11 protein-coding genes, 1 tRNA gene and 2 pseudogenes are annotated in these 13,280 nt (G+C 70.8%); 8 read left to right on the plus strand and 6 right to left on the minus strand.

What is annotated here, in order from left to right:
• Positions 1–58: 58 nt before the first annotated feature.
• The 3 genes from pstA to pstS form a co-directional block, all read right to left on the minus strand.
• Entirely contained in the window at positions 59–1,123 is a 1,065-nt protein-coding gene (pstA, locus tag MXD58_RS01115) for a phosphate ABC transporter permease PstA (RefSeq protein WP_248838174.1), read from the minus strand.
• The gene (gene pstC, locus MXD58_RS01120) at positions 1,120–2,328 is read right to left on the minus strand and encodes a phosphate ABC transporter permease subunit PstC (RefSeq protein ID WP_374615454.1); all 1,209 of its coding nucleotides are present in this window, start codon (positions 2,326–2,328) and stop codon (positions 1,120–1,122) included. The genes pstA and pstC overlap by 4 nt, the downstream gene beginning before the upstream one ends.
• 145 nt (positions 2,329–2,473) lie before the next feature.
• On the minus strand, positions 2,474–3,577 hold the full coding sequence (gene pstS / locus MXD58_RS01125) for a phosphate ABC transporter substrate-binding protein PstS (protein WP_248838175.1): 1,104 nt from the start codon (positions 3,575–3,577) through the stop codon (positions 2,474–2,476).
• 912 nt (positions 3,578–4,489) lie between these two features.
• Between pstS and MXD58_RS01130 the strand changes: the two genes are divergently transcribed.
• The 6 genes from MXD58_RS01130 (at position 4,490) to MXD58_RS01155 (ending at position 10,221) form a co-directional block, all read left to right on the plus strand.
• The gene (locus MXD58_RS01130; RefSeq protein WP_248838176.1) at positions 4,490–4,798 is read left to right on the plus strand and encodes a frankia-40 domain-containing protein; all 309 of its coding nucleotides are present in this window, start codon (positions 4,490–4,492) and stop codon (positions 4,796–4,798) included.
• A 95-nt stretch (positions 4,799–4,893) separates the two neighbouring features.
• Positions 4,894–6,300, plus strand: coding sequence for a proline--tRNA ligase (proS, locus tag MXD58_RS01135; RefSeq protein ID WP_248838177.1), 1,407 nt, complete (start codon positions 4,894–4,896; stop codon positions 6,298–6,300).
• Positions 6,301–6,503: 203 nt separating this feature from the next.
• On the plus strand, positions 6,504–7,367 hold the full coding sequence (locus tag MXD58_RS01140) for an acetyltransferase (RefSeq protein WP_248838178.1): 864 nt from the start codon (positions 6,504–6,506) through the stop codon (positions 7,365–7,367).
• A gap of 73 nt (positions 7,368–7,440) precedes the next feature.
• Complete coding sequence (locus MXD58_RS01145) at positions 7,441–9,129, plus strand: long-chain-fatty-acid--CoA ligase (RefSeq protein ID WP_308301870.1); 1,689 nt, start codon at positions 7,441–7,443, stop codon at positions 9,127–9,129.
• Positions 9,130–9,229: 100 nt separating this feature from the next.
• Positions 9,230–9,676, plus strand: a complete 447-nt coding sequence (locus tag MXD58_RS01150) for a hypothetical protein (protein ID WP_248838180.1) — start codon at positions 9,230–9,232, stop codon at positions 9,674–9,676.
• Between the two features lie 110 nt (positions 9,677–9,786).
• The gene (locus MXD58_RS01155; protein WP_248838181.1) at positions 9,787–10,221 is read left to right on the plus strand and encodes a hypothetical protein; all 435 of its coding nucleotides are present in this window, start codon (positions 9,787–9,789) and stop codon (positions 10,219–10,221) included.
• A 44-nt stretch (positions 10,222–10,265) separates the two neighbouring features.
• On the opposite strand, the gene pyrH is transcribed toward MXD58_RS01155, so the two are convergent.
• Both pyrH and MXD58_RS01165 read right to left on the minus strand, forming a co-directional pair.
• Positions 10,266–11,063 (minus strand): UMP kinase, encoded by a 798-nt coding sequence (gene pyrH / locus MXD58_RS01160; RefSeq protein ID WP_248838182.1) that lies wholly within the window; start codon positions 11,061–11,063, stop codon positions 10,266–10,268.
• 370 nt (positions 11,064–11,433) lie between these two features.
• Positions 11,434–11,510, minus strand: a tRNA-Pro gene (locus MXD58_RS01165).
• Positions 11,511–11,583: 73 nt separating this feature from the next.
• Here MXD58_RS01165 and MXD58_RS30910 point away from each other — a divergent pair.
• Positions 11,584–11,763 (plus strand): annotated as a pseudogene (locus tag MXD58_RS30910) (hypothetical protein); the annotation flags it as partial.
• A gap of 181 nt (positions 11,764–11,944) precedes the next feature.
• Here MXD58_RS30910 and MXD58_RS30915 read toward each other — a convergent pair.
• Positions 11,945–12,583: pseudogene (locus MXD58_RS30915) on the minus strand (metallophosphoesterase); the annotation flags it as partial.
• Between the two features lie 196 nt (positions 12,584–12,779).
• Between MXD58_RS30915 and MXD58_RS01175 the strand changes: the two are divergent.
• Positions 12,780–13,256, plus strand: coding sequence for a GatB/YqeY domain-containing protein (locus tag MXD58_RS01175; protein WP_248838183.1), 477 nt, complete (start codon positions 12,780–12,782; stop codon positions 13,254–13,256).
• Positions 13,257–13,280 lie beyond the last annotated feature (24 nt).

A 13,280-nucleotide genomic window follows, 5' to 3' on the forward strand; every position in this document is an offset into this window, starting at 1 on the left:
TCACGATCTGTCTGGGACGCGGTTCGATACTCGTGCGGAGCTTGTGTGGTGACGCGGGTCACTTCAGCCGGTTACGGCTCGCGAACAGCCGCGCGACGAGGTTGAGGACCATGATGATGATGATGAGAACCAGCGCGGCGGCCCAGGCTCGGTCCACCGCGACCTGCTGGGGCGCGCCGGCCTGCGAGTAGATGTACAGGGGCAGGGAGCTCTGCTCACCGGAGAACGGGTTCGCGTTGATGAGGTTCGTTCCGAAGACGGTAAGCAGCACCGGGGCCGTCTCGCCGGACACCCGGGCGATCGCCAGCATGACACCGGTCACGATGCCCGGGATGGCGGTCGGCACGACGACCCGCAGGATTGTCTTCCACTTGGCGATGCCCAGCGCGTAACCGGCCTCGCGCAGCTCGTTCGGGACGAGCTTGAGCATCTCCTCCGCGGAGCGGACCACGGTCGGAATCATCAGCACGACCAGCGCCAGCGAGCCGGCGAAGCCGGAGAAGCCCTGGTGCAGGGCCAGCACCCAGAACGCGAGGATGAACAGGCCGGCGACGATCGACGGCAGGCCGGTGAGGACATCGACGAAGAAGCTGATCACCCGGCTGACCCGGCCGCGGCCGTACTCCACCAGGTAGATCGCCACCAGCAGGCCGAACGGCACGGCGATCAGGCTCGCGATCAGGACCTGCTCGACCGTCCCGATGATCGCGTGGTAGATGCCGCCGCCGGCGTCGCGGGCGCCGATGCCGTTCATCGAGTGGGTGAGGAAGCCGAGGTCCAGCCGGCTGGCACCCTTGCTGATCACGCTGGCCAGCACGGCGACCAGCGGGATGAGCGCGAGCAGGAACGCCGTGTAGACCAGCGTCGTGGCGAAGCGGTCCCGCGCCCGGCGGGAGCCCTCGACGACGGTGGAGACAACGGTGATCGCGACCAGGAACAACACCACGGCCATCAGCAGGATCTGGATCTCGCTGTCGACCGAGGTCAGCAGGTAGATCAGCAGGGAGACCACGACTGCGCCGGCGGCGACGGCGAACGGCGCCCAGCGCGGCAGGGTCGCGCCCCGCAGGTTCAGCCGGTCGTCGTCGGCGACGACCGGGTCTGGCGCGGTCGCGGTGCTCATGCGGAGCTCCCCGAGAAGTCACGGCGGCGCGCGATGATGGCCCGCGCGATGATGTTGACGATCATGGTGACGATGAACAGCACGAGACCGGAGGCGATGAGCGCCCCCTGGCCGATGTCGTTCGCCTCGCCCCAGCCGTTCGCCACGTTCGCGGCGATGGTGTTGCCGGCGGGCTCGAGCCAGTGCACGGAGATCTTGAACGACGCGGGCAGGACGAGGGCGACAGCGATCGTCTCACCCATCGCGCGGCCGAGGCCGAGCATCGACGCGCTGATCACGCCGGGCTTGCCGTAGGGCAGCACCGCGGTGCGGATCATCTCCCAGCGGGTCGCGCCGAGCGCGAGCGCGGCCTCCCGGTGCGCGATCGGAACCTGCAGGAACACCTCACGTGACAGGGCTGCGACGATCGGCAGGATCATGATCGCGAGCACCACGCCAGCGACGAGGAAGGACCGTCCTACCGAGTCCCCGCCGAAAAGCGGGATCCAGCCGAGGTAGTCGTTCAGCCAGAGCTGGACGCCCTTCATGTGCGGCGCGAGCACGATCAGACCCCACAGACCGTAGACAACGCTGGGCACGGCGGCCAGCAGGTCGACGACGTAGCCGAGGATCGAGGCGAGCTGCCGGGGCGCGTACACGGTGATGAACAGCGCGATCCCCACGGCGATCGGCACCGCGATGATCATTGCGATGGCGGCGGTGACGACGGTGCCGAACAGGGTGGCGGCCACACCGAACTTCGGCGGGGTCTCGTTGGGGAACCACTCCTCGGTCGTGAGGAAGTGCCCCGTGTTGGCACTCAGTGCGTGGGTGGCACGCAGCACCAGGAAGATCGCGATCGCGGCGATCAGAACCAGCAGCCCGATGCCCGCCGTCCGGGTGATGTTCTTGAAGACCAGGTCCGCCGTGCCGACCGCGGACCTGCCCGCTGACGCGATCGGAGGCGGCGCCGCCGTCGGCGCCATGATCGTGGCGGGCGTAGCCAGGTCGGCCGACATGGGCGTCCCGGTCGAGGCCGTGCCGTCGGTCGGCGTGGCCGTTGTCTCGTCGGTCGGCGTGACCGGCGCGGCCTTTGCCGTCTCGTCGGTCAGCGGCGTGTCCCCCGCCGACTCGGTCGTGGGCACTTCGCCCACGGGCGGGTCCGTCGCCGAAGCGGCCCCCCGCGGCTCGGCCTTCTCTGCCGAGCTGTCCGGCTCCGTCGTCATCGTCCTCTCCTTGCTACCCGAGCGGGACGGCTGATCACGGTCCCGGGTGCAGCGCGTTGCGAGCCGCGGCGCCGAGGCCGCGTTACATCGACGAACCCGCGGTGGGGAGTGCACTCCCCACCGCGGGTACCGAAGGTGCCGGTGACTAGCTGAGCTTGGCGATCTGGGCCCGGACCGCCGTGGCGACCGAGTCCGGCAGCGGCGCGTAGCCAAGGTCGGCGATCTTGTTCTGGGCATCGGCCGAGGCGGTGTAGGTCAGGAACGACTTGACCAGCGCGGCCTGGTCCGCCGGCAGGCCGGCGGTGCAGGCGATCTCGTAGGTGACCAGGTAGACCGGGTAGGCACCCTTGGTCGCCGTGGTGTAGTCGAAGGTGAGCTTGAGGTCCGCACCCGAGGCGATCTTGGCGGTGCTCAGCCCGAGGGAGGCAGCGTCGGTGCTCGGCGCGATGTACTCGCCGGCCGCGTTCTTGACCTTGACGGTCGAGAGCCCGGCGTTCTCCGCGTAGGAGAGTTCGGCGTAGCCGATGGAGTTCTCGGTGCCCTTGACCGCGGAGGTCACGCCGTCGCTGCCCTTGGCGCCCTGGCCACCCGGGGCGGTCCAGTCGGAGCCGCCCTTGTAGGTCCAGTCAGCGGCCGCGGTGCCGATGAGGAACTTGGTGAAGTTGTCCGTCGTGCCGGAGCCGTCGGAGCGGTGCACCGTGGCGATCGTCGCGGACGGCAGCGAGGCGCCGCTGTTCTCTGCCTTGATCGCGGCGTCGTCCCACTTGGTGATCTTGCCTGAGAAGATCTTCGCCAGGGTCGTGGCGGAGAGCTGCAGGTCCTTGACGCCCGAGATGTTGTACATGAGCGTGACCGGACCGGCCGCCATCGGCAGGTCGACCGCGACGCCGGGCGCGCAGCGCGCGTCGGCGTCGGTCTTCTGCTTGTCCTTCAGCGCCGAGTCGGAACCGGCGAACGAGACCTGCTTGCTGATGAACTGCTGACGACCGGTCGACGAGCCCGTCGACTGGTAGTTGATCGTCGAACCGGAGCAGGCGGCCTGGTACGCCTTCACCCACTCGTCGACGGCGTTCTTCTGCGCCGACGAACCCGAGCCGGTGATGGACCCCTTCGCGCACGAGATCGTGCTCGCGCTGGCCGAAGCCGAGGTGCTACCGGTGTCGTTGTTGTCGTCCGTTCCACACGCTGCCACGGTGAGCAGCGCCACCACGGCTGCCCCGACCGCGGCCTGACGCTTGCCTAGCTTCACTAGCAGCCCTTCGTCCCAACGCCGACCTCGGCGCCTGAATGTTGTCCGCCCCCCGGACGGGGTGCCGGCGAGAATCGAAGCGATCTGGAGTGAACGAAGGATGAACAACCGCATACGCCAACCCGTCACCAACCAGAACACATCCATGTCGGACGATTTACGGCTGGTTGACCGGCGCTGGCACCTAGGTTGTGGATCGCAGGGTGACACTTGGATGACTTAGAGCGATCGACACCGTGACACACAACACCCCACGCTTGCCACCCACCAGTTCAGGACACCGGCCATCGCCCCGGCCTCACGACCCGACGACCAGCACGGGCAGCCGGGCCCGGGCCGCACGCAGGGCAATGCTCGGACAAGAAGCAGACAAGTGACCGCGAAGCCACAGAAGGCGATCATTGGCTCACGGCATGCTGGACCGATTCGAAGCGATGGCGGGATCGTGTCCGGATTCCACCGCTTAGCGGTCACCGAAACACCACTCGACGGTCGGCGATGATGTCCCGCTGATTCCGAATGTTCATCGGCGCTCCCCATGTCGCGCCCATCCCGCTGTGCCCCGCGACGCAGCGGGACGAACCGCGCCGAAGACGCCGAAGCCGCGCGCGACGCTACGCAGATGATCAGGACGTTCCGGCCGAGTTACCCGACGTCCGCTCTGCCCGGAGATCTCCACTGGCCATTAGCCGCTCACCGTGATTTGCTAGACAGCAACATCGAAGTAGCTGAGAGTATCTGGGCAACGTCTGGTAGTCCGTCGCAGCGGATCTGCCGAGCTGGATCTCGCACAACGTGGGCAGTCGCCGCCGCCAGGTGGTCCCGCGGCTGTGCCGGAGATGCCGGCCGCCGCCGACGAGGCGGCGGGCGCCCGCCCCCGAACCTCGCACCCACGTACAGGAGGACGGCGAGATGATGAGTACCGTCGACAGCGGCGATCTCCTGCCGGAACCCCGTCCGGTCACCGGCGGGCGCCCCCCGTCCCTGGCCGAGGTGGTCACCGTCCATGACGGCCAGCGCGTCCGGCACGAGCTGATCCTGGCGCCGGGCGCCACCGCGGCCGACCTGACGACCGCCATGATCCTCGTCCCGCCCACCGCCAGCCTGGTCAGCCACCATGGCGACGTCGATGTCGCACTCGTGTTCCGGGAGGTCCCGCGCGACGCCGAACTCGTGCCCCGCGGCGATCCGCTGCCCCGGCAGAGCGGCGGCGGCCGCTGACCGGAGCCGGCCGGGCCCGGGCCGTCCACCCGACGCGCCCCCCGGGCGGGCGGCCCGACGCGGATCCGACCGGTCCCAGGCAATATCGTGGTCGGGTGGCTGTACTCACCGCTCGTGCGACCGACTTCCCGCGCTGGTATCAGGACGTGCTTGCCAAGGCAGAGCTCGCCGACAACGGCCCGGTCCGCGGGACCATGGTCATCCGACCGTACGGCTACGCGCTCTGGGAACGCATGCAGGCGGATGTCGACGCCAGGATCAAGGCGGCGGGCGCGGTCAACGCGTACTTCCCGCTGTTCATCCCGGAGAGCTACCTGCGCCGCGAGGCCGAGCACGTCGAGGGCTTCAGCCCCGAGCTCGCCGTCGTCACCATCGGCGGCGGCAAGGAGCTGGAGGAGCCGGTCGTCGTCCGGCCAACCAGCGAGACCGTCATCGGCGAGTACCTGGCCAAGTGGACCCAGAGCTACCGTGACCTGCCGCTGCTGCTCAACCAGTGGGCCAACGTGGTCCGCTGGGAGCTGCGGCCCCGGCTGTTCCTGCGCAGCAGCGAGTTCCTCTGGCAGGAGGGGCACACCGCGCACGCCGACGAGGCGGACGCCGCCGCCTACGCCCGCCGCATCGCGCACGACGTCTACCGCGACTTCCTGACCGACGTGCTGGCGATTCCCGTGTTCATCGGCGCGAAGACCCGCCGGGAACGTTTCGCGGGCGCCACGAACACCATGACCTGCGAAGGCATGATGGGCGACGGCAAGGCCCTGCAGCTCGCCACCAGCCACGAGCTGGGGCAGAACTTCGCCCGCGCCTTCGAGATCGACTATCTCGGCGCCGACGGCGCCAAGCACCTCGCGTGGACGACCTCCTGGGGCTGCTCGACCCGCATGGTCGGCGGGCTGATCATGGCCCACGGCGACGACAACGGCCTGCGGGTCCCGCCGCGGCTCGCGCCGACGCAGGTCGTGGTGCTGCCGGTGCGCGACGACGAGGCTGTGGTCACCGCCGCGCGGGAGATCGCCGCGACGCTCACCGCCGCCGGCGTGCGGACCCAGCTGGACGCCCGGCCGGGGCTCTCCTTCGGCCGGCGGGTCACCGACGCCGAGATCAAGGGCATTCCGGTCCGGGTCGAGATCGGGCCCCGTGACCTCGCCGCCGGCACGGTCACCCTGGTCCGCCGGGACACCTCGGTGAAGGCACCGGTCCCGCTGGCCGAGGCGGCCGGGCGCGTCCCCGCGCTGCTCGACGAGGTGCAGGCCGGACTGTACGCGCAGGCCCTCGCGCTGCGAGAGAGCCGCACCGCGGACGTCTCCACGCTGGCGGACGCCGCCGCCGCCGCGCAGGACGGCTTCGCCCGGATCCCGTGGCGCCTCGTCGGGGAGGACGGTGAGTCGCGCCTCGCCGAGGACGCGCTGACCGTGCGCTGCCTGCAGACGCCCGACGGTGCCGTCCCCGGCCCCGGCGACGACCCGGCCGAGCTGATCGGCCTGGTAGCCCGCTCCTACTGAGCCCGGCGGCGATCTATGGGGTCCGGGCCGGTGCAACCGGCCCGGGACCTGACCACCTGGCGTTAGCCAGAACGGGTTATCTGTTTTGCGGTCCTTCGGCTCGCTTGCTACGGTCACCAATGTCCCTACCTGCCCGAAGTCGTTAAGGACATTTTCCCTACCGGGAAAACACCGAGCCGTTCGCGCTACGCAGAACAGGTAATATGCTCCAACCAGACGAATTCGAGCAGCTTGTCGCCCGCAGACTTGGCCTTCCAGACGCATCGGTGGCCGCCGGCAGCCGGCTTCACGAGGACCTCGGTCTCGATTCCTTCCGCCTTCTTGACCTCTGTCTCTTCGTGACGGATCTCGGCGCCGACCTTACCGAGCAGAACTGGCTGGAGGTCACGACCGTCGGTGAACTGTACGGCCGTTACCGGGCCGGTCGGGTGCCGGCGGGCGCGCCCGCCCGCCCGCCGGGCACCGCAGCGCTGACGGCCAGCGCGATCCCGGCTGGCGCCGGGGATCCGCCGGACGAGGCCGTGCCGCCGCCCCGCTTCGCCGGGCGGTACCTGCGGCTGATGCCGGTGCTGCCGTCCTCGACGCCCTTCCTGTACGAGCTGGCCGTCACGCCGGACATTGGCTTCCGCTGGCGGTACCGGGGCTCGGTGCCGGCCTACCACCAGTTCGAGCAGGAACTCTGGCAGGGGGTGCTGACCCAGTTCCTGATCGAGTCGGTCGAGGCGGCCCGGCCGGTTGGGCACGCGATCTGTTACAATCCGGAGTTCGCGCTCGGACACGCCTATATCGGCGCGGCGGTCTCGGCGGACTACACCGGCTCCGGCCTGGCGGTCGAGGCGCTCGACCTGTTCGTGCGGTACGTCTTCGACATCTGGCCGTTTCGAAAACTGTACTTTGAGGTCCCGGAGTTCAATTATCCGCAGTTCGCTGCGGCTGACCGGGCGAACTCCGCGGGCGGCTCGCTGGAACTCGAAGGGCGCCTGCGCCGCCACGACTTCTATCGCGGCCGTTACTGGGACCGACTCGTCCTCGCTGTCTACCGCGACGGTGAGAGCAGCACGGCCTGATCACCATCACAGAAATGGCGCCCGCGCCCCCGCCGGAGGAAAGCCGTCGACCATGGTCTATCTGCTGGATCGCATGAGACGCGCGAGCACCGGGCCGAACGCGGTGACACTGCTCGCGCCGGACGGTGGCGAGCGCGTCGGCTGGGCCGAGCTGTACGACGATGCCCGCCGGACCGCCGCCGGGCTACAGGCGCGGGGAGTCGGACCGGGCCGGCCGGTCGTGATCCTGGCGGCGACCTCCCGGGCGACCCTCACCGCCGCGATGGCGGCCTGGCTCGCTGGCGGCAGCCTCACCCTGGCGCCGACCCCGGCGAGGACGGTCGGCCTCGCCCGCTACCTCGCCGACACCCGCAGCCGGTTCGACTCGCTCGGCGACCCGCTCGTGCTCGTCGGCGCCCCCTGGGAGGACGCGATGCCCGCGCTGACCGGCGGGGCCGGCCGGGTGCTGGCCCTGGCCGACGTCGTCGGCGAGCGCCCGACCAGCGCGTGGCGCCCGCCCGCCCTGACCGCGGACGATCCCGCGATCCTCCAGCTGACCAGCGGAACCACCGCCAGCCCCCGAACCGTCCGGATCAGCCACGGCAACCTCGCCGCGAACGTCGAGGGCATCCGGGTCGCGACCAGCCACGAGGCCGTGCACGGCCGGATGCTGTCCTGGCTGCCGCTGTCCCACGACATGGGGCTCATCGGCGGCTTCATCCTGCCGATGGCCTGCGGCCGGTGCGACGCGCTGTTGTCCTCCCCGGCCGACTACCTCGCCAGGCCGGCGAGCTGGATGCAGCAGATCGCCCACCACCGTGCCACCAACACGGTCGGTCCCGGTTCCGCCTACGCCGTCGCGGCCCGGCTGCTGCGCACCGGGCCGCGGCTCGACCTGTCCTGCCTGACCTACGCGCTGTGCGGCGGAGAACCGATCGATCCCGAGGTCGTCGACGACTTTCTGGCCGCCGCCGGCGCGCACGGCTTCCGCCCGGGCGCCTTCATGCCCGCCTACGGACTCGCCGAGGCCACCGTCGCGGTCACGTTCTCCGCCGTCGGCCGGGGACCGCGCTACGACACCGTCGACGCCGACGCACTGGCCGCCGGCACCGCGCGGCCCGCCGGCCACGGTGTGCGGTCCCGGCGCCTCGCGCGGCTCGGGGAGCCGATCCCGGGCCTGGCCCTACGCATCGTCGAGCCGGACTCGGGCGCGGCGCTGCCCGCGCGGGCGGTCGGCGAGGTGCAGGTGCGGGGCACCTCCGTGGCGGCCTCCTACCAGCACCAAACTGCCCAGCACCAAACTGCCCAGAATGACGCGGCCCAGAACGACGCGGCCCAGAGTCACGCGGGCCGGGACGATCCGGGCTCGGCGGTGCGCCCGGTCACGCGGGACGGTTGGCTGGAGACCGGCGACCTCGGGTACACGGTCGACGGCGAGCTCGTCGTCTGCGGTCGCCGCAAGGACGTGATCATTTTGGGGGGCCGCAACATCTACCCCGAGGAGGTGGAGCGCGCCGCCGCGCGGGCCGAGGGCGCCCGTGTCGGCAACATCGTCGCGTTCCACTACGAACGTCCAGGCCATCCGGGCGGCGAGGGTCTCGCCGTCGCCGTCGAGACCCGGACGGCCGATCCCGCGGCCCTGCGGCGCGCCGTCGCGGATGAGGTGCGGTCCGCCCTCGGCGTCGCCCCGCACACCGTGGTGGTGCTGGCCCCCGGCTCGGTACCGAAGACGCCGTCCGGCAAGCTCCAGCGGGCCGAGGCACGCCGGCGGTTCGCTCCCTGACGCCGTCCCCGCGCGGACCGACGGGCGGGGACCCCTGTTCACGAAAGGCCTGCCCCCTGATGCCGAACCCGCACCGGCCGATTCCTCCTCGGCGGCCGCGATGACCATGATGCCCGTGGCCCGCCACGAGCCGTACGGCGCGGAGGCGGCGACGGCGCGACGGATGGCGACCCTCGCCGACCGGCTCTACGCAGCCTGGACGGAAAGCGAGCTCGTCCCCCGGGCGAAACTGCTGTCCACCTGCTGCACGCCCGAGGTCGTCTACGCGAACCCGCTGGGCGAGGCCGTCGGCGTCGCGCGGCTCGCCGAGCTCATCGTCGAGTTCCTGGCGCCCTACCCGGGCCACCGGCCGGTCCGCACCAGCGGCGTGGACGTGCATCACCACTGCGCGCGCTGGGAGTGGGGCCTGCGCGACAGCATCGGACAGATCGTCCTCGTCGGCCTGGACGCCGTCACCTTCACCGACGAGCCGAGGCTGGCGACCGTCAGCACCTTCTTCGGGGCTCCGCCGCGGCGGGTCTATTCCATCGGGTCGACCACGGTCTGACCACCCGCGCCGGCCCGGCGGCCCCGGCCACCACCGTCAGGCAGCACCCTGCCTGGTCGCAGCACCAACCTCATCCCACCTACTCGACGATCCCAGCTCCGGAGGTCACCTTGCCCCGCACCCGCTCGACCCTGCGGTTCGCGGCCATCGGCGCGAGCGGCACCATGGCGGCGTCCCTACTCGGCGCCGCGGCCGCCGCACCGGCCTCCGCTTCCGCCTCCCTGCCCGGCACCGGCTGCAGCGTCACCGCCTGGCTGCCGACCGGCGGCGCGACGATCTTCGGCAACGGCAGCGTTGCCTGCGACAACTGGTACTCCGGCAACATCACCATCTCCAACCAGCTGCGCAAGTACGCCGGCGGCAAGTGGACCAACGCCGGCCAGCCCGTGAGCAGGTCCTTCTGGGGTGGCACCGGCGTGGGCGACGGCGCGACCGTCCCCTGCAACTTCGGCGGCCAGACCCAGTTCAAGACCGTGACCACCGCTACCGCGAACGGAGTCACGGCGAAGGACACCTCGACGGCCGTCACCTACTCCTGCGGCTGAGCGTCCCGGGCGTGCGCCGCCCGGCGTACGCCCGGCAGTCCGCCTCAGACCGTCGACTCGGCCGATTCCGCGAGCGCGGCCTCGGCCGGCTCGTCGCTGCCAGCGGAGATGACGGTGCCACGGTGCTCACCCCGACAGATCGCCGTCATGGCGCCCTGCTGCTCGATGTCGAAGATGTGCAGGGGGATACCGAAGTCGCGGGCGAGAATGAATGCCGACTGGTCCATCACCCGCAGTCCACGGCTGATCACCTCGTCGTAGCTGAGTCGAGAAAAGCGCTGCGCATCCGGATTGATCTTCGGATCGCTGTCGTAGACGCCGTCGACGCCATCCTTGGCCGCGAGCACCGCGTCGGCGCCGAGCTCCAGCGCGCGTTGGACGGCGGGGTAGTCGGTAGTGAGGAAGGGCTGGCCGTTCCCGCAGGCGAGAATCACGGTGGCTCCCTTCTCCAGCAGGTGCACCGCGCGCAGCCGGATATAGGGCTCCGCCACCGCCGGCACCGGCACCGCCGTCATCACCCGCAGGTTGTCCTCGCCGAGCGCCGTCAGCTTCCCGCGCAGCAGCAGGCTGTTGATGACGGTACCGAGCATGCCGATGTTGTCGGCCTCCACCCGGTCGATTCCCCACCGGTCGGACTGGTTACCGCGGAAGAGATTACCGCCGCCGACGACAATCGCCACTTCTACGCCGGACTGCCGGACCGCAATGATTTCCCTGGCCAGATGCTCCAGCGCATTTGAGTCGAACCCGAATTCCGCAGAGCCGGCGATTGCCCGCCCACTCAGCTTCACGACCACTCGACGGTATTTGGCCACAGTCTCCCGCTTCCCCTTTTCCATCATGCGATCTTAACGTAGTCGGGCGCCTGATAGATCATGAGGCCCGGCGGGTGCTGGGTACACGGTAGAACACTCCGCATCCCGCGCCGCACCATGTCCGGTCGGCCACCAAATGACCCCACCTCGACCACCGCCCGAAGCCACGCCAACGCCGCGCGAGCGTGACCCGGTCAGGCATGGCAACGGAAGACTGTTCGTACCGGGGCGGAACATCGGCCGCACAGCACCTCGCCTCACAACGTGCCCGAGGTGCGCCGTCCCGTTACAGCGGTTTCGGGGCGGGGCGTGCCGACGGAGACGAAACTCCCGGTTCGGACAAAAATCAAGCCCTGGCCATCCACATTCGATGACCAGGGCTCACACCCGCAACAGCTGGTCGGGGTGGCGGGATTCGAACCCACGACCTCTTCGTCCCGAACGAAGCGCGCTACCAAGCTGCGCCACACCCCGCCGACCGAGGAGAAGCATACCTGACGGACGGGACGCCGCGGCGACCGGGTGGTCGATCCGGCCCGGCGGCCGGGTGGAGCTCAGGCCGGGACGGCGCCCGGGTCCGCGACGAGGCCCAACAACGTCGCCTCCGGCCGACACCCCAACCGGATCGGGGCGTACGGCGACGTCCCCAGACCAGGCGACACATGCACCCAGGACGAACCCCCGGATCCAGCCGAACTGCCGGATCCAGCCGAACTGCCGGATCCAGCCGAACTGCCGGATCCAGCCGAACTGCCGGATCCAGCATGGCGGGACAGCCCGCGCACCCTGGCCCGCTCCAGGCCGCAGTTGCTCACCAACGCGCCGACGCCGGGCAGCCGGACCTGACCGCCATGGGTGTGGCCGGACAGCACGAGACCGACACCGTCGGCGGCGAAGGCGTCGAGCACCCGCGGCTCCGGCGTGTGCGACAGGCCGATCGCGACGTCGGTGCCGGCCCGCGGCGGCCCCGCCACCAGCGCCGGTCGGTCTCGACGCAGCCGCGCGTCATCCACCCCGCGCACGTCGAGGCGCAGGCCGGCGAGCGTGACGACGGTCCGTGAGTTGGTCAGGTCCGTCCAGCCGCCGTCCACCGCCAGCGCCCGCGCGAGAGCCGGCCAGTCCAATGGCTCGCCGCGGGGATCCGCGGGGACGCCCCGGCGCAGGTACCGGTGCGGGCTGCGGGGGGTCGGCACGGAGTAGTCGTTGTTCCCGGGAACGAAGACGCCGGGAAAGGCGAACAGCGGCTCCAGCGCGGCCAGCAGCGGCCCACGCGCCTCGTTCGCGCACACCACGTCCCCGGTGAGTGCGACCAGGTCAGGCACCAGCCGGGCGAGATCCGACAGCCAGGCCAGCTTGTCCCGCTGCCCAGCGGTGACGTGCAGGTCCGACAGATGCAGCACGCGCAGCGGCCGCGCCCCGCCGGGCAGCACGGGGACGGGGACCCGGCGCAGCGTGTAGGCCGTGCGCTCGTAGAGCGCGCCGTACGCGAGCGTCGCCGCGCCGACCGCGACAGCAGTCACACCCAGCCCGCCCAGCCCACGCGCCATCCCGCGAACCTCACTCACCGCTGCCTCCTCCTGGCACGCCGCGTGCTCCCCACCGCCCACCGGCCCGTGCGTGGCACCACCTAAGCGCGGCACCGCCGGCCCCACGCTCTCATTTCGCGGACCCCCGCCCCCAGCCGCCACCCCGGCGTGGCCGGGCGTGACCAGGCTGCCCGTCGGCCCATAGGCTCCTCTGACTATGAGCACCCCCACGGAACGGAGCCCACTGCAGCAGCGGCTCCGGACCGACCTGACCGCGGCGATGAAGTCCCGCGACCAGCTGCGGACCTCGACCCTGCGGCTGGCCCTGGCCGCCGTGAAGGACGCCGAGGTCGCCGGCGACACCGCGCGCAGCCTCGACGACGCGGAGGTCCTCAAGGTCCTCACGCGCGAGGTGAAGAAGCGCCGGGAAGCGGCGGAGGCCTTCGCCGAGGCGGGGCGGGCAGAGTCGGCCGAGCGGGAGCGCGCCGAGGGTGAGGTGCTGGGCGCCTACCTGCCCCGCCAGCTCGGCGACGACGAACTGACCGAGATCATCGACCGGGTACTCGGGGAGCTCGGCCTCTCCGGGCCGAGGGCGATCGGCCCGGTGATGAAGTCCGTGCAGGCCGAGGTCGCCGGCCGGGCCGAAGGCGGGCGAGTCGCCGCCCTGGTGAAGGCGCGGCTCATCGGCGGCTAGACACCGCCGCCGGCGGCGCCGGGC

The sequence above is a fragment of the Frankia sp. AgKG'84/4 genome (assembly GCF_023242965.2).
GTDB lineage: Bacteria > Actinomycetota > Actinomycetes > Frankiales > Frankiaceae > Frankia.

What these genes read in the sequence shown, in the direction of transcription:
- pstA (WP_248838174.1), bottom strand. Translation starts at nt 1,123, where the DNA reads ATGAGCACCGCGACCGCGCCAGACCCGGTCGTCGCCGACGACGACCGG.
- pstC (WP_374615454.1), bottom strand. Translation starts at nt 2,328, where the DNA reads ATGACGACGGAGCCGGACAGCTCGGCAGAGAAGGCCGAGCCGCGGGGG.
- MXD58_RS01130 (WP_248838176.1), top strand. Translation starts at nt 4,490, where the DNA reads ATGATGAGTACCGTCGACAGCGGCGATCTCCTGCCGGAACCCCGTCCG.
- MXD58_RS01140 (WP_248838178.1), top strand. Translation starts at nt 6,504, where the DNA reads ATGCTCCAACCAGACGAATTCGAGCAGCTTGTCGCCCGCAGACTTGGC.
- MXD58_RS01145 (WP_308301870.1), top strand. Translation starts at nt 7,441, where the DNA reads ATGAGACGCGCGAGCACCGGGCCGAACGCGGTGACACTGCTCGCGCCG.
- MXD58_RS01150 (WP_248838180.1), top strand. Translation starts at nt 9,230, where the DNA reads ATGACCATGATGCCCGTGGCCCGCCACGAGCCGTACGGCGCGGAGGCG.
- pyrH (WP_248838182.1), bottom strand. Translation starts at nt 11,063, where the DNA reads ATGATGGAAAAGGGGAAGCGGGAGACTGTGGCCAAATACCGTCGAGTG.
- MXD58_RS01175 (WP_248838183.1), top strand. Translation starts at nt 12,780, where the DNA reads ATGAGCACCCCCACGGAACGGAGCCCACTGCAGCAGCGGCTCCGGACC.